We start from the raw sequence: 15797 nt of genomic DNA on the forward strand, positions 1-15797 counted from the left end.
AAAGGAAAAAAGTACCCGGATGCCCTCATTGATCTCACTTCATCACAAAACCGTTTACCGCTACGACCGGCCGGTATTTCTTTCGCCGCACTTTTTCCGGCTCCGGCCCGCCGCGCATGCGCCCGCTGCGATCGAAGACTATTCGCTCCGCATTGAACCTGCAACGCATATACTGCACTGGCAGCAGGATATATTCGGCAATTTCGTTGCCCGCGCCGATTTCAGTGGGTCCGTAGTAGGAATGAGCGTAGCGGTTGACCTGAAAGCTACCCTGGCTTCCTATGATCCGTTCAATGTACTTATTGACGATTACGCGCAAAAGTTTCCATTCAACTATTCGGCCGACAATGCAAAAGATCTATCGCCTTATCTTGAAATTGTGGATCACGGGCTGAGATTATCCGAATTCGTTGAAGCAGCAGCGAGTCACGGACAGGATACACTAAGTTTCATTGTGGATCTCAACAATAAGATTTACAGCAAGATAGGGTATCTGTCAAGGATCGAAGAGGGTACACGCACTTCGGAGCAAACGCTTGAATATAAAACCGGCTCTTGCAGGGACTCGGCCTGGCTGCTGGTGCAGGTACTGCGTCACCTTGGACTCGCCAGCCGGTTTGTTTCGGGATATCTGGTGCAATTTTCAGACGGAGCCACGGAAGGTTCCGCCGATCTGCATGCGTGGGCGGAAGTCTATATTCCGGGAGCGGGCTGGGTTGGACTCGATACCACCTCGGGCTTGCTGACCACCGAGGGGCATATTCCGCTCGCGTGTACGTCACGACCCGCCGACGCGGCCCCGGTAACAGGAATGGTAGGAGCAAATTTCGCTACGATCGAATATGAAAGTCGCGTTTTCCGGCTGTGATATTTCTTTTAAATGGCGGCTACGATCTCACTTTCGAAAAGTGGATATTCCTTCTCACCGCCGTAAGCAGCCCGACAGTAGTAAATTCTCTTATAATAACGGCGAATTACTAATTTCTGATCCGGATTCGATTTGGCGAATATAAACTGGCCTTCTGTGAACCTTTGGTCTGAGATTGTTTGCTGCATGTTGTCTTTGTGAAAAGGTTAAATTGAATACAGATTCTCATTAATCTTTCGGATTGACAAGGGTACCTGCTGTAAAGGTGCGGATTGTAGCCGGACATACTGTTGCTCAGTTAAGCTTATTTGTTGCAAATTTCACATTTGTACCTGCACCGGCACGTAAATTTAGCGGGAGCAATCGCCATTAATTTCAGCATATTCAAAATGATAGTCAATTACACCGAAGACGGATGGTCGATCGTTTTACAGCGATCTCACGGGCTGCTCGCCGGGCAGATCTGCGCGCATTGGAAAAAAAACAGGCAGCCGGTCAGGTGGGTAGAGACGATGATCGCCACCACCGAGCACGATGATGTGAGCAATGAGCTGGAAGCAGACGATCTGCTGAACGAAAACGGAGGCCCGAAAAATTTTAAAACCAACAAATTCAACAGTGCCAACTGCGACAGCCTGCTGGCGCGCGCTAGCGAAAAGGGACTTTATATTGCGCTGCTGATCTCCCGGCACATGCTCTTTTTATACGAAAGCGACCCGGCTGCGAAGTCGTATTGCAAGAATCTAAAAGAATTGGAGAAAAAATGGATCAAACAGGCGGGTACTACCGCCAAAGAGATTTCGGAAAGCTACGAACTGCTCGAATTTTGCGACGCAATGTCGCTACTGATCTGCCAGGGATTGCAGCAGCCCGAGCAGCGCAGGATCGAGATCAGCAACGGTCCCGACGGAGTTACTTATACGTTATCGGAAGCCAAGAATGGAAACCTTATCGTATCGCCCTGGCCTTTTGAGCAGGATTCAATAACAGTGAACTACGAAGCCCGGAATGTTAATCAGCTGTCTTTCAAAGACGCCGCCGAATTCAGGAAAATCCTGCAAGATACCGAAGTGACCCAACGTGCGCTGACGATTTCGAAGGAAGGGTAAGAGGCACGGACTATGAAACCATCGTACGGAACCTGACCCAACCCAAAACTGAGAATAGCAATATCGCAACTACCAGGGGCAGGGCAGCACTGGTCGCGCTCGTCATACTGTTGTCAGAGAAGTTTTCAATCTCGAATTTTTCCCATTGCTGGCTGCTGGCCGGCGATTCTTTGAATATGGCGGGATAAAACTGCAAACGAAGCTGCTCGTGAAACCGACCCGTTTCGTCCATGAATCGCAGCTGGTTGCTCAGTCCCGAACCTGCTATCTCGTTGAGTTGGATCTGCATATGGACCGAAGGAATGAAGCTGGCAATGCGGGTACTGGCCCGGTTCCGCATTTCAAGTTTCTCGCGGAGCGCCTTCGACTCGCTGGCCGCTTCGTCGTCGCCCATTTGCTGCATCGCATAGTACCACAGCCAGTTAAAATCCTCTTTGGGATAGCCAAAAGTTTTGAACTGCGGGTAGTGATTGTAAAACTTGTCGATCGTCGCTTTTTTATCCATATCCCACTTTTCGTGGTATCCGTTTCGCTGCTTCACGGTGGTTTCCATAGCTTCCGGAACAGGGTAGGCGCTTACCAGGTAGCTATTCACCATCGCCGGCAGCACAATAATGAGCAGGATCCACGCCGAAAGCAGCGTCACTGCATTGTAGCTGGAAGATTTGCTCATGGAGGCGACCCAGAAACTTAACGCAAACCAGAAGAGGATGTACAGGAACGAGACGCCGCCGAACAGCCAGAAGCGGGTATTCAGGGGAATTTTGAGAAAAATAACTGCGAGAAAAAGTGTTAAAAACAGTGTAAATACCACTACCAGAAATCGTACTGTGAACAGTTTCAGGATCAAACCAAACAGGTTGCTGCTTTGCACTGCTGCAATTTTCCAAGTACCGCTTTCCCGTTCTTCGGAAATGATATTGTAGGTAAATGCAATGATAAAAAGGGGAAAAAGATAGATCAGAACAAAACTGAAATCGATATTGCCCAGCAGCAGGTTGCTCGGATTTTGAAGATCTGCGTCGTATTTCTGGCCCTCCAAACCCCTGATCGTCACACTCTGAATGGAAGGGTTCACGTCGCGCTGGCCGATTGAAAGACTATTGATTGGCTCGGTCTGGTTGACGAGTGAAAACTTGACGTAATAAAGCAAAAGACCCAGCTCATCGGGGTGGTATTGCACATTTTTGCTGATATGCGCTTTCTGGTAAGCCGCAGTAGCTTCCACATTTTCAGCCTGTTTTGCAAGAAACTGGTTGCCTACTACAAGACTCACAAGTCCGGTGATGATCAGAAATGCAATGCCAATCTTTACGCCGGAAGAAGACAAGAAATTTTTAAATGCTAGCTTAAACATACTTAATTCACTTTCAGCTCTTTAGATAATATCTCAATCATAAAATACAGCAGGCCGATCCAGAACAGCAATGCAAAAAAGCTGGTGGTCTCATGCTCGAATACCGTGTTCACCATCGGCTGGACATATTTAAATTCCGGTACTTCTTCCCAGTGTTTCTGATCGATCACAACCGGTTTTTCATCCGGGCCTGGCTTTTTGTTGCTGATGTATTTGATCTGTAACTCATTCATTTTCTGCGCCATCGCATACCGGTAAGCTTCCGCCTGCTTTTGAAAATCGGTATAGGTACGGTAGTCCGTCCCGGCAAGCGACATCGACAAGTTTTTGATCGCCACAAACGGATCCAGAAATGCCGTCGCTTTCAAAAAGCTGTTTTGAGCATCGTAAACGCGCAACAGGTTGTCAAAGTGACTATTGTAAATACGCGCGCTGATCTTTTCGCCCTCGGCCATTACAAATCCGCTGTAATTGAATGGCAGCTGGCTAGTAGAATCTACGCCATAAGCTGTTAGTAGCGAATCTTTTAAGGCTTTGTAATGAATATCGTCGGGATTATGACTATCGCCCTCTTTGAGAACATCCTTTTCAATATTGGCCAGAAAAGTGACTTTCACAGGCGCAGGATAAAGGTAGGAACCCAGTGCCTGGGAAGCGCGCGGGAGCACGATTGTGAGCATCAGCCACAGACCGATTAGCGAGATGAGTGCCGATTTAGAAGTTTTGCTGGCCGCCGAAACCAGCACGGCGATCACGCAGAACAGTAGCAGGTAAATGCCGTAAGACAGGAAAACCAGTAAAAGTCTGACCGTTTCATCGGAGGTAATATGCCCGTCTTGAAGGAAAAACCACAAAACAAAAGTGACGAGCATTACCGGGACAAAAACACCCATTGCGATCTGCGCCAGGCCGATAATCTTGCCTAAAATGAGCTGTTTCCAGCTGATTCCCTGGGTCAGGATGATTTTCAAGGTACCATTTTCGCGCTCGGCGGCTATGCTGGTAAATCCTATAAAAAAGAGTAAAAGCGGGAGCAGGATTTGCAGCACCATCGCCACGCTGATCTCGCCGAAACGAAGCATTCCCGTCGAAAAGCCGGCCTCTGAAAAGTTGACTGAGTTCTGTTTGTGGGCTTCCAGAAAGATCGTATTGCCGAAAAAGCTTTCCATTCCCGAGTCAAAAATGCTCAGCGGCGCTTTGGGACGGAATGCGAAATTCCCGTAATGCGCCATGCGATGGGGATGTTTGTCGGGATTATCCAGCCAGTCATGCCGCGTTTCGGTCTGGTGGTGCGCGGTGCTTTCGTTTTGTTTGACAAATCCCGACCAACTGGTGATCACTGCGTAGGTGATCAGAATACCGATAAATAAAATGAGCAAATATACAGCCCTGTTTTTCAACGCATTACTACGGAAATTTCGGGCGATTAATAATTGAGGAGGCATGCTGGACTTCTTTACCAAATTGAAAAATAGCACTCTTGCAGAAATGTGGAGCTGCTCAAACCGTCTGCAAATACAGCTGTTCGAGCTCGTTGGCTGAAATATCCTGCGCACTGATCGTCGAGACCAGGTTTCCCTGCCGCATAATACCGATGCTGGTAGCCACTTCGCGCGCCCTGAAAATATCGTGGGTCGCCATCAGGATCGCGGTACCTTCTGCGGCAAGTGACCGGATAATTTCGGAAAATTCGTTGGAAGCCTTGGGATCCAGCCCGCTCGTGGGCTCGTCGAGGAGCAGTACTTTCGCTTTTTTGGCCACAGCAATAGCGATACCAACCTTCTGCCTCATCCCTTTCGAATAGCCCGCCAGCTTCTGGTCAAACGATTGCGATTGCAAACCGGCATGCGCCAGCAGATCACTGAGCTGCTGCTTTGAATAATTGAAACCTGCCAGTGAAGAGAAGTATTGCAGGTTTTCGAGGCCGGTCAGATTTGGATATAATGTGACCGTTTCGGGAATATAGGCAAGGTGCTTTTTGATCTCCTGCGGATGCTCTTCCACGGCGATTCCGTTGATGAGCGCACTGCCGCTGGTCGGTTCGATAAACCCAAGAAACAGGTTGATCGTAGTCGTTTTCCCAGCTCCGTTCTGACCCAGCAATGCAAAAATTTCACCGGGCTTGATGATCAGATTCAGGTTGTCAAGTGCAAGATGTGAGCCGTATCTCTTCGTTAAGCTTCTCGCTTCGAGCATATTCTGTTTCGATTACTATTCTAAAATGCAAAATGTTGCTGCATTCTCTAATGCAACAACATTGCAAATATAGAAAGATCTCTTTATGCAACAGTGTTGCGCGAATATTTTTCCATAGCAGATAATACTTACTACTTTTTAATCGGGGCTTTTTTAAAGAACTTTTGCTTGGGCGAATCTTTTTTTACGAAATTCTTCACCGCATCAGCCAGCTCGATAGGGTAGTCCGATTCAATGATCGAAGCCCCGTCCCGGGCAATAGCCTGGTAAGCCGCCCGCCGCTCTTCAGCCGTTTTGAGTTTATCATAAGAAGAGGCCGCCGAAATCATGCACATTGCGCCCGCATTATTCAGCAACGTGTACAATTCTTTGTTGTCAGGCTTCACGTGCGGGCCAATGTATGCGATCATTTGCGTGAAAGGAACACCCGCTTTCTGATAGTCTTCGAACTCTTTTTTAGTTTTGATAAAAGCTGAAAACACGCTGTTCTTATTGTTTTTCAAATAAAATAAGGCTTCATCTGGGTGATGCACGGTCATCATCACGAAGTTGTCGGCTTTGTGCTTGCGTATCAGATCGGCCGTCATTTGCAGGGGTACATCCTTGTGGTCAAGGTTCAGTATCGTTTTCCCACGCCCCCATTCAATTACTTCCGACAATGTTGGAATCGCAAAGTCGGTTACATTTCCCTCAGCATCTTTGAGCCGGATATCCTTCAATTGCGCATAGGTATAATCCGAGAGTTTTCCTTTCCCGGTGGTAGTGCGGTCCAGCGTCGCGTCGTGCATGAGTACCATCACGCTGTCCTTGGTCAGCCGCGGGTCGATCTCGAAAAATGCCGGCGTATGTTTCAGGGTATTTTCAAAGGTAGCAATCGAGTTTTCGGGAAAACCTTTCACCATTCCGCCCCGGTGGCCGGCGATCAGCAGCACGTCATTTCCTGTGTATTTAAAGAATGCTTGCAGGTCTTTCGCAGATTTCAATTTCAGTACGTTGATCTCGCTTTGTGCCTCTGCGGCTTGTAAGCCTATTGTTAACACTGATAGAAATACTGTCAAAGTGCGAAAGCTGCGTCTTTTCATAATAAAATTCATCGGGCATTGAGTTTAAGCAGACTGAATTCGCCTGCATCGTCGAGATTGAAAATAGTGATGGTGGAATTATCCTGGACCAGCCGGCGGTAGTTTCTAAGCGGCATACCGAGTTTCCACGCCATGTAAAAGCGGTTTAGTCCATTATGCGCCACGACCATGATCGTTTTGCCGTCGTGTTCTTTTTGTTTTTGGTTGAAAAAGTCATCTACCCGCTGCACGATCTCCAAGGCTGTGTTTCCTGTTTCGCCGGCACGGGTATGTTCCGGATTTTCGGCCCAGGCATTCCAAAGTGCGGGATTTTCGGCCACGAATTCAGCCCGTGTCTTTCCTTCCCAGTTTCCGAAATTTGCCTCCATCAATCGTGGGTCAGCAGTTACTTCTCTTTCACCGGAAGCAATGCGGGCAGTGAGATAGGCGCGTTGCAGGGGAGAGGAATAAACGGCGTCGAAATCAATACCTTGCAACAATGCCGCCGCCGCGTGGGCTTGTTGTACCCCTTTTTCGGTGAGGCCGATATCGGTTGTGCCGCAGTAGCGATTGCCGTCGGCATTGTAGAATGTTTCTCCGTGGCGGAGCAGATATACAGTCAGCATAGTTTCTTTTTTGTCAGGTAAAAACCACTGTTTAAATGTAGTTTTTGTCAACTAGTTTTTTCTTAAAATTCTGATAGCCAGATTCGTAACTGTCTGTCAAATCTGGAATAGGTTGTACTACTTTTTCCACGTGGGTCATCGCTTTTGCGGCATTGGTCAATGTACTGAAATAACTTCCCGCCGCTGCCACGATCGCCGCGCCTGCCGCCCCTGTAACCTGCCCGCATTTGTAAACCGGCTTGTTGAGCACACTCGCCCGGATCGTAAGCCAGGTATCGCTGTTACTGGCGCCGCCTGCGGTGAATACGGCATTGACCTTCTCGCCCGAAAGCTGTTCGATCAGCTCGTAGGAAAGCCGCTCAATGTAGGCAACACCTTCCATATTGGCCGAGAAAAGTTGATTTTTATCAATACCCTCCGGCGCAAAACCGCGCGCTTCGGGAGCAATGAAAGGGAATCTTTCGCCCGCCTGCATCAGCGGGTAGGAGATCAGTGAGGTCGGGATCAGATGTTCCGCGGCTTTGTTTAGTTCAGGTAATTGATCCTGAAAACCGCTACTGATCCAGTCTGCACCGGTATTGCTTGCACCGCCCGGCATCCAGTAACCTTCCGGGTGCCGGTGAGAATACAGGCGGCCGAGCGGATCTTTGATCTCGCGCGTGGTAACACCTTTTACCACCAGCGTAGTGCCAATCGTCGTATTCCAGTCGCCCGGCGCCACTGCACCGGAGGCAACCTGAGAGGCGCATCCGTCGGTCATGCCTGCGATGATCTGTATTTGAGGTAGTTGCAATTCGCGGGCAAGTTCGGGCACAAGTTTTCCGATCATTGTACCCGATGGAAACACCGCTTGCAGCCATTCTTTTTTGACAGGAAGCTGCTCGTGAATATAAGCTGGCCAGGTTGCGCACGCCACGTCAAATCCGGATTTCAATGCGTTTGTAAAATCGGTCACACGGAAATTGCCGCTCAACTTGCCGATGATAAAGTCCGTTGCGTGTACCCAGGTTGTGATCCGGTCCACTTTTTCAGGGTAATTTTTAACAAACCAAACCATTTTAGACAAGCCGCTAGATGCATTGAAGCCCTTATAACCGCCGGGATTGAATTCTTCGGAGAGCTGGCGGCACAATTTTCCCTCCTCCGTCGAACGCGGGTCGCTGTACATCAATGCATTGTGGACCGGCTCGTTGTTTTCATCCAGCGGAATCACAGTACCCGAAGTAGAAGTGACCGAAACTGCCTGAATAGCCTCTAAGTGAATACTTCCACTCACAGCATCCAGCATTTCATGCAGGCAGAGCAGGCAGCTATCCCACCAAAGCGCAGGCGATTGTTCCAGCCTGGATGTTTCGGTTAATGGAAAAACTTTCTCCGCGCCGGCATAAGTGTGGCCCTTTTGATCCAGCAGCACCACACGCACACCCTGCGTTCCGACATCGATCCCTATAAAATATACATTCATGAAAGCACCGATTTAAACGTTGCCCGCGTCTGTTTCCACTGCTGGTACCACTGTTTCTGAACCTCGGAATCCTGCGGAAAAACTACTTCCAGAATAGCTGGAACCTCATTTTCAATACCTAGTGCAGTATTGCAAACTTGTACGCCGCCCGTCACCGAGGCTTGCCGGTAATTATCGCGCAGCATCACTTTTTTACCAATCAAGTTGGCCAGAAACTGCCGCAGAACCTTACTCTGAACACCGCCTCCGCAAACCCAGATATGGTCCTGGTTATGTGGCGTAACGTCACACAGGCTTTTGTAGTTTTCGTAAATGCTGCAAGCAATATCCCAGAGCGTCGCCAGTACAAAATGTCCTCTTTTTAACTGGTGGGAAACGGGTGTATTGAAAATAAACCCGCCCCGGATGAGCGGCGATTTTTCATCTGCCAGCAGCGAGCCAAGCGCTGCAATGCATTGATTTTCATCGATCTCGGCAACCTCCCGTTCTATGATTTCATAACTTTCATTGGGGTAAAAAATCTCTTTCAGCCGCTGGTAATTCAACCCGGTAACCCCTGCATTGGCTTCGAGTAAAAAGCTTTGCTGGTCGGTGTGGCGGCTTGTCCACGTTCGCTGGGCGTCGTCGAGCACGTAGTTACCCGAAATACTGATCACCGGCGTGGTTGTTCCTGAAACCACTACCATATCGTCCACCGAAGGCTGCATACTCATGATCGCAAGCTGAGTATCCGATCCGCCGACGATAATCCGTGCATTGGGAGAGATATTAAGCGCATTTGCCACCTCCGTTTTGATATTGCCTAACGTAGTTCCGCAGGCGTGCAGCGGCGGGAGCAAATTGGTATTTAATGCAAATATTTTACATAAATCCGCCGACCACGACCCTTTATCAACATCATATAAAAGCGTTTCGCAAGCCTGGGAATGCTCGTAGCCGATCACGCCGCTGAATTTGTACTGGACCCAGTCACTGATGCTCATGAAAGTTTGCACGCGATCCCAGTATTCCGGCAGCCTGTTTCGTAAACCGACCAGCTTCAACGCTGAAAACAGCGAGGTAGGGTAGCGGCCAGTCAGTTGGTAAATCGAGCTCTTATCTTGCATTTCATCTTCCCATTCGCGGCCGCGGTGGTCGATATTGGGCATTCCGATCAGTGAATTTCCGGCTGCGTCAATAACCACGATACCTTCCCGCTGACTGGTCGCAGTAATGGCAGCAATCTCGACCGGGCCGGTTTCGGCGAATAGTTTTTGTGTTAAAGTATTGATCTGCTGCCACAATGCATCGGGTGAAAAATAGATCGATTCGGGGTAATGCAGGTCCTTTTCGTAACGCGCATCTTCACTAACTACCCCCAGCACAAGTCCGCTGCTGTTCGCAACCGCGACGCGCACATTGCCTGTACCGACATCGACGATCAGGTAATATTTGTCTGATTTCATCGCTGGATGCATTAAAATGTTTTAACCGAAAGTACCTCCTTGTTGACCAGCTGCCGGATCCCGTGATTTCCTTCGGCAAAAAACTGACGCAGGTTTTTGTTCATAATATCGGCATGATGGTCTTCCACTTCGAAAGTCGCGCCTGCAATGTGCGGCGTGGCGAGTACGTGGGGGTGATGGATCAGTTTGTAGTCCAGCTCATCGGGTGGTTCATGGTCAAAAACGTCGAGGATCGCCCCGCGGATAAGGTCATTTTCTATTGCATTCAGTAATGCTAATCTGTCCACCACCACAGCGCGGGCGGTATTGACGAATATCGAATCCTTTTTCATGAGACTAATCAGACTTTCTCCGATCATCCCCTCCGTTTCCTTGTTAACCGGCAGGTGAATGGAAACCACGTCGCTCGTACTGAACAGTTCGGGCAGATCGACCTTCTTGTAAGTCTCTTCTTCGGAGGTATAAAACGGATCATAGTATTGAATATCAGCTGGAAAATGGCGGAGCAGATTGGCTATCGTTTGCCCAACCGCGCCGAAACCAACCATTCCGATCCTCTTGCCGGCAATCTCGTTTCCCTTAAATTGAAGGTAGGATGTATGCGCGCCAGCCTCCCAGTTTTCACCTTCCAGCCACGCAATTGCCGGCAAGGTATTCCGCATCAGGTTAACCAGATTGGCGATAAACATTTCGGCCACTGCCTGCGCATTGCGGGCCGGCGTGTGGAATACCGGAATCTGAAATCTGGTCGCGGCAGCAATCGCTACATTCGAAGGCGTGCCGCGGCAAACTCCTATAAACGCGAGATCGGAACAACTTTCGATCACTTGTTCGGTCACTTCGTCGTGCTCGGTGACCAGCGCTTCTGCATTGGTTTCTTTCAGTAAGGCGATCAGCTCCTGCTGATTGTAGGCGCGTCCCTGTGTTTTCCAGGGTTTATAAATAATCTCCCCAAACTGCTTTTCCAGCGCGTCAAGGGCTTTTTGATGATAAGGTGCGGTGACTAGGACTTTCATATTTTCGGTTTTAGCATTTGAATATAGTAGTAAACAAAAGGGTCAGGAACGGACGGGACCGGTGCTGGTAACAGAAAGGATATGGTCCTGCGGCAAGGTGATGAACCTGGTTAAAATGGCGCTGATAAAGTAGAGTACCGCCAATATCCAGACCACTCCTTCACTACCGATCGTGCCGATAAAAACGCCGACGATAGCCGGCCCGATGAAAACAGGTAAGCCGGCTCCCAGATTTAAAATCGCCATCGCAGCCCCTTTTTCTTCTTTAACCAAAGAAGGAACCAATGCGGAAAGCGGCACATAACCTGCCAATAAACCGCCCCAGAGCACGCCGCTGCCCATTACGAGCCAGAAACTGCCGTCGAACCAGACGGGTGAATAGTAAAACAATAGCGTAGTGATCCCGCAGCCAACCCCGCCAAACCACATGATCGTATTGCGCCAGCCCAGCCTGTCGCCCACAAAGCCGAATATCAGGTTGAAAATAATATTGCTCGTGAAAATGGTACCCCAGATCTGCAACCATTCTTTGGTTGAAAAACCGTGTTCAGCAAGGTATATGGGCAGAAAAACGGGGAATGCAAATTGGGCGGTGGTATTGATTATACGTACAATGCCGCCGATCAAAACCTTCGGTTCTTCCTGCACGATCGTGAGCCCTTTCAGCAATTCTTTTGCTTTTGTAGATGTGCTGTCCAGTAGAGAAGGCGATTTAAACTGATCTTTATTTAACACCAATGCAAAAAATGCACCCACTAAAACCCAGAAAATAGAAGTCCAGAGCGTGTTTTGATACCCCAAATTGTCAATGGCCCAGCTGGAATAATACGCGCCGAGCACATTCAGACCGCCTGTGAATACAAACCAGAACCAACCCACCGCGCGCCCCAGCTGGTTTTGCGGCGTACGGTAAGTGATCCAAACCAGAAATGAATACGCAAAAAGCGGATAACCAAAGCCGCGTATTGCGTAAGTGAATAGCATGATCGGGAAGTTGAGCTGCTGCATACCCAGTCCGACAAAGCCGATCGTGCCGATCACATACAGCAAAATGCCCAGCAGCATTGCTTTTCGGGGACCGTAACCCTCCGCGAGGACGCCGGAAAACCACGAAGAAATGGCGATGGTGACGCCATAAACTGTGAAGAGCGAGGCGGATTGCTGAATGCTCATGCCGTGTTCGAGCAGGTAGGGGCTGAGCCAGCCTTGCTCTACGCCGTCACCCATCATAAAGATGAGAATGCCAATATAACCCCAGGCAAGGTGTTTGGGCATGCCGGCTTTGTCTGCCAGTGAAGTCATTTTGTAGAAGTGTTAAGGGTTAGGAAATTAAGGGATAGGAATAGTGAAAATCGATACTTGTAATATAAGAGGTTTTGTTAGGAATGATCTGTGTGAAACTTGATATAAACAAAGCTAATTAAATAATGTGAAACAAATTAAAAGAAAATTAAAGTAATTTTAAGCGACTTATCAGCTTATGAAGACGATCACAGAAAGGCACCAGCTCATTTTACAGGAGTTAAAAAAAACGGGCATTGTAAATATTCTCGAATTATCGGATCTGATGCAGGTTTCGGGGGTGACGATCCGGAAGGATTTGAAAATCCTGGAAGATAAAGGATTGCTTTACCGGACGCATGGCGGCGGCTCGCTGCATAATCCCTACGCGATTGAAAGGCCGATCAATGAGAAGCAGTTTATCAATGCAGAGGAAAAGCAGCGGATCGGGAAGGCTGCGGCGGAACTGATCCTGCAAAATGATTCGATCATGATCGGTTCGGGTACTACCGTTTTTGAGCTGGCCCGCACCCTTTATCCCGCCAAACAGATCACTGTGATCACGCCGGCTTTGAAGGTCGCATTGGAGCTGAGTAACCGGCCGAACGTGGAAGTATTGCAGCTCGGCGGGCTGATCAGGCAGAATTCGTCGTCGGTCGCAGGTTTTTACGCAGAATATATTCTGGCCAATATCTCTTGCGGGATTCTGTTTATCGGGGTTGACGGGATCGATCCGGATTTCGGGTTGTCGATCAGCAACCTGACTGAGGCGGGGCTGAACCAGAAAATGATCAGTACTGCGCAAAGTGTTGTGGTTCTCGCAGACCACACGAAATTCGGGAAACGTGGCATTGCCAAAATCTGCGAACTGGATCAGGTCCATTATATTGTTACCGATCAGCAGACGAGTGCGGATACTGTAAAAAGTCTGGAAGAGCGTGGGATCAAGGTGATTATTGCCTGATCGCTGTCTCAGGATAAATAAAGGATAATGCGTCCGGTAGTGATATTTAGCATTGCATTGACTTCTAGTTGCAAATCATCCACGATATCCGACAGCTATGCATATTGACAGAAAAACTTTCCTGAAAGAACTATCCCTGTTGACCGGCGTTTCAATGCTGGCCAGAAATGTTTCGGCTGCGGGGCCGCTCGCTGCCAAACCGGAAATGAAGCTGGGTTTGGTAACTTATTTGTGGGGAAAGGACTGGGACGTGCCTACGATCATCAAAAATTGCACGGATACCAAAATCCACGGTGTAGAGCTGCGGGTGGAGCACGCGCATAACGTAATGCCCGAGCTGAGTGCGGCGGGCAGGGTAGAAGTGAAGAAGAGATTTGCAGACAGCCCGGTCAAGATTGTGGGACTTGGCACCAACCAGCAATACGATTATCCCGACCAGGCTAAACTGAAAGCTTCAATCGAGCGGACGAAGGAATTTATCAAGCTCAGCGCGGATATCGGCGCGTCGGGTGTGAAAGTGAAGCCGAATGCATTGCATAAGGAAGTACCTGCGGAGAAAACTTTGGAGCAGATAGGGAAATCACTGCATCAACTGGCTGGATATGCGGCTGATATGGGCCAGCAACTCCGGCTGGAAGTGCACGGCGAAGAAACCCAGGAGCTGCCGAATACCAAAAAGATCATGGAATACGCCAGCCACCCCAATGCGAAGATCTGCTGGAACTGCAACCCGCAGGATTTGAATGGCGCAGGTTTTCAGTCCAATTTTGATCTGGTGAAACAGTATTTCGGCGATACGCTGCACGTGCGCGAGCTGGACCGGACGGACTATCCATATAAAGAACTGATCGCCAACCTGATCAAAATGAATTACAAAGGCTGGGTATTGCTAGAATGCCACACGAACCCGGCAGACAAAGTAAAATCCATGCATGAGCAGCGGGCTGTTTTCGACAGAATGGTCGTTTAAAAAGGAAACAGTTTAAAGTATCGCTTTAACGAAAGCTATTTGTATCGAAAGAAAACTATCGTAATGAAAAAAAGCATTTTCCTGCTGCTACTGGTCTTTGTCTGCCTCGGTGCAGCTCCCAAGAAAACTACCTGGGTCGCAATCGGCGATTCGATCACTTATCTGAATGATCACAAAGACGAAACCGGCGACCGGGTTACGAAAGGTTATTTGAGTCTGATCACTGAGAAATACCCTGATATCGAATATATTAACAAAGGGTACAACGGCTGGACATCGACTAACATCGCCGAAAAGATCGAGTCGCTGGAACTGGTGGAAGCAGATGTTTACACCGTTTTTCTGGGTACGAACGATTGGTGGCAGGGAAAGCAGATCGGGACAATTGCCGATTACGAAAACCAGAACGGTGCTTCTACGGTGTACGGTGCATTTCGGGTGATTACCAACAAGTTGAAAGCGTTAAACAAGAACGCTCAGATCATCCTGATCACGCCGATGCAAAGGGGAGATTTTGTTTACATTAATAATCCCAAAAATAACGCGCACGGATCCTACAAGCCAAAACGTGACCAAACGCTTGAACAGGTGGCGAATGCGATCCTGGAAATTGGTGTGCTGGAAAAAATTCCGGTTGTAGACCTGTACCATGAAAGCGGCATTAACCTCGATAATATGGTTAATTTCAAAAGGCTTAAAAACCCGGAAAATGGCGAGTACGTGAATTACACTTATCCCGATTACACCAATATCCCATTCGACCCCGAAAAGGACGAATATCCCTATCCCGCCGAAGCGACCAATATGACCTACGACGGGCTTCATCCCTCAGATAAAGGCTACGAAGTAATTGCTAATATGCTGACAGACAAATGGAAAGGTCTTAATTAGTGAACTGTTTCAGGCTGCCGAGGAGGTTGTACATGGCGGTATTGATCCCGTCGTTGTCAGCTTTCAGCAATTTCAGTTCTTCTTCCAGTTCGGCGCGTTTTTTTCTGTTGTTTTCTGCCTTGATCAGTACTTCCTGCGAAGATATAGTCTCGTTTTCCTTGGCGCTGATACGCTCCGGGCTGTGCACCGGGGATACACCGTCGAGCGTGGTAATATGCGCGTCGTATTTGTTGTCCGAAACAGTGATGGTCAGATCGAATCTTGCGTAGGCGAAGCGCGCGTGAATAAGCGGTACGTAGCTGGTAATGCGCAATATGCCTGCTTTCGGATCTTCAAAAGTGACGGCATTCTGATAGTTGCCAAACGTTTTTCCCACCCAATCCTGCGTTTTTTTGAAAAGCTCGTCTTTCGAAAGATTGGGTTGTCCTGAATCTGAATAATGAATCTGTTTGTCAGCGTCTAACGGAAGATAACCGTCCTGAGCGAATACGTGACCGAAGGAAAAAAGGATCAGAAGGGAAGCGAGATATTTCAAAGTGTTATGCGTT

General features: G+C 48.6%; 16 protein-coding genes. 5 read left to right on the forward strand and 11 right to left on the reverse strand.

Going from position 1 to position 15797, the window contains the following annotated elements; genetic code table 11:
- Positions 1-19: 19 nt before the first annotated feature.
- On the forward strand, positions 20-868 hold the full coding sequence (locus tag LZG94_RS06875; protein ID WP_215232701.1) for a transglutaminase family protein: 849 nt from the start codon (positions 20-22) through the stop codon (positions 866-868).
- Between the two features lie 8 nt (positions 869-876).
- Here the strand turns inward: LZG94_RS06875 and LZG94_RS06880 are convergent, their stop codons facing one another.
- Positions 877-1056, reverse strand: coding sequence for a hypothetical protein (locus tag LZG94_RS06880; protein ID WP_233791189.1), 180 nt, complete (start codon positions 1054-1056; stop codon positions 877-879).
- Positions 1057-1257: 201 nt separating this feature from the next.
- Between LZG94_RS06880 and LZG94_RS06885 the strand changes: the two genes are divergently transcribed.
- On the forward strand, positions 1258-1977 hold the full coding sequence (locus LZG94_RS06885) for a DUF3891 family protein (protein WP_233791190.1): 720 nt from the start codon (positions 1258-1260) through the stop codon (positions 1975-1977).
- Positions 1978-1987: 10 nt separating this feature from the next.
- Here LZG94_RS06885 and LZG94_RS06890 read toward each other — a convergent pair whose 3' ends face one another.
- The 9 genes from LZG94_RS06890 to LZG94_RS06930 form a co-directional block, all read right to left on the reverse strand.
- The gene (locus tag LZG94_RS06890; RefSeq protein WP_233791191.1) at positions 1988-3334 is read right to left on the reverse strand and encodes a DUF3526 domain-containing protein; all 1347 of its coding nucleotides are present in this window, start codon (positions 3332-3334) and stop codon (positions 1988-1990) included.
- A 2-nt stretch (positions 3335-3336) separates the two neighbouring features.
- A complete protein-coding gene (locus LZG94_RS06895) occupies positions 3337-4779 on the reverse strand; it encodes a DUF3526 domain-containing protein (RefSeq protein WP_255700617.1) in 1443 nt (480 codons plus the stop codon).
- Between the two features lie 55 nt (positions 4780-4834).
- On the reverse strand, positions 4835-5530 hold the full coding sequence (locus LZG94_RS06900; RefSeq protein WP_233791193.1) for an ABC transporter ATP-binding protein: 696 nt from the start codon (positions 5528-5530) through the stop codon (positions 4835-4837).
- Positions 5531-5661: 131 nt separating this feature from the next.
- Positions 5662-6624, reverse strand: a complete 963-nt coding sequence (locus LZG94_RS06905; RefSeq protein ID WP_233791194.1) for a glycerophosphodiester phosphodiesterase family protein — start codon at positions 6622-6624, stop codon at positions 5662-5664.
- The gene (locus LZG94_RS06910; protein ID WP_233791195.1) at positions 6621-7217 is read right to left on the reverse strand and encodes a histidine phosphatase family protein; all 597 of its coding nucleotides are present in this window, start codon (positions 7215-7217) and stop codon (positions 6621-6623) included. Before LZG94_RS06910 ends, LZG94_RS06905 begins: the two co-directional genes overlap by 4 nt.
- A 31-nt stretch (positions 7218-7248) precedes the next feature.
- A complete protein-coding gene (locus tag LZG94_RS06915) occupies positions 7249-8682 on the reverse strand; it encodes an FGGY-family carbohydrate kinase (RefSeq protein ID WP_233791196.1) in 1434 nt (477 codons plus the stop codon).
- Positions 8679-10127 carry an FGGY-family carbohydrate kinase gene (locus LZG94_RS06920; RefSeq protein WP_233791197.1) on the reverse strand — a complete coding sequence of 483 codons (1449 nt, stop codon included), beginning with the start codon at positions 10125-10127 and terminating at the stop codon, positions 8679-8681. Before LZG94_RS06920 ends, LZG94_RS06915 begins: the two co-directional genes overlap by 4 nt.
- A gap of 11 nt (positions 10128-10138) precedes the next feature.
- On the reverse strand, positions 10139-11143 hold the full coding sequence (locus LZG94_RS06925; RefSeq protein WP_233791198.1) for a 2-hydroxyacid dehydrogenase: 1005 nt from the start codon (positions 11141-11143) through the stop codon (positions 10139-10141).
- Positions 11144-11185: 42 nt separating this feature from the next.
- A complete protein-coding gene (locus LZG94_RS06930; RefSeq protein ID WP_233791199.1) occupies positions 11186-12445 on the reverse strand; it encodes an MFS transporter in 1260 nt (419 codons plus the stop codon).
- A 178-nt stretch (positions 12446-12623) separates the two neighbouring features.
- Here LZG94_RS06930 and LZG94_RS06935 point away from each other — a divergent pair, with 178 nt between their 5' ends.
- The 3 genes from LZG94_RS06935 to LZG94_RS06945 all read left to right on the forward strand — a co-directional run bounded on the left by LZG94_RS06935 (position 12624) and on the right by LZG94_RS06945 (position 15249).
- Complete coding sequence (locus LZG94_RS06935) at positions 12624-13388, forward strand: DeoR/GlpR family DNA-binding transcription regulator (protein ID WP_233791200.1); 765 nt, start codon at positions 12624-12626, stop codon at positions 13386-13388.
- Between the two features lie 97 nt (positions 13389-13485).
- Positions 13486-14358 (forward strand): sugar phosphate isomerase/epimerase, encoded by an 873-nt coding sequence (locus LZG94_RS06940; protein WP_233791201.1) that lies wholly within the window; start codon positions 13486-13488, stop codon positions 14356-14358.
- 63 nt (positions 14359-14421) lie between these two features.
- Positions 14422-15249: an SGNH/GDSL hydrolase family protein gene (locus LZG94_RS06945; RefSeq protein ID WP_233791202.1), complete on the forward strand. Its 828-nt coding sequence runs from the start codon at positions 14422-14424 to the stop codon at positions 15247-15249.
- On the opposite strand, the gene LZG94_RS06950 is transcribed toward LZG94_RS06945, so the two are convergent.
- Entirely contained in the window at positions 15242-15784 is a 543-nt protein-coding gene (locus LZG94_RS06950) for a DUF4468 domain-containing protein (RefSeq protein ID WP_215232715.1), read from the reverse strand. The genes LZG94_RS06945 and LZG94_RS06950 overlap by 8 nt on opposite strands.
- Positions 15785-15797 lie beyond the last annotated feature (13 nt).

The sequence above is a fragment of the Dyadobacter sp. CY343 genome, assembly GCF_021390335.1.
Taxonomy (GTDB): domain Bacteria; phylum Bacteroidota; class Bacteroidia; order Cytophagales; family Spirosomataceae; genus Dyadobacter.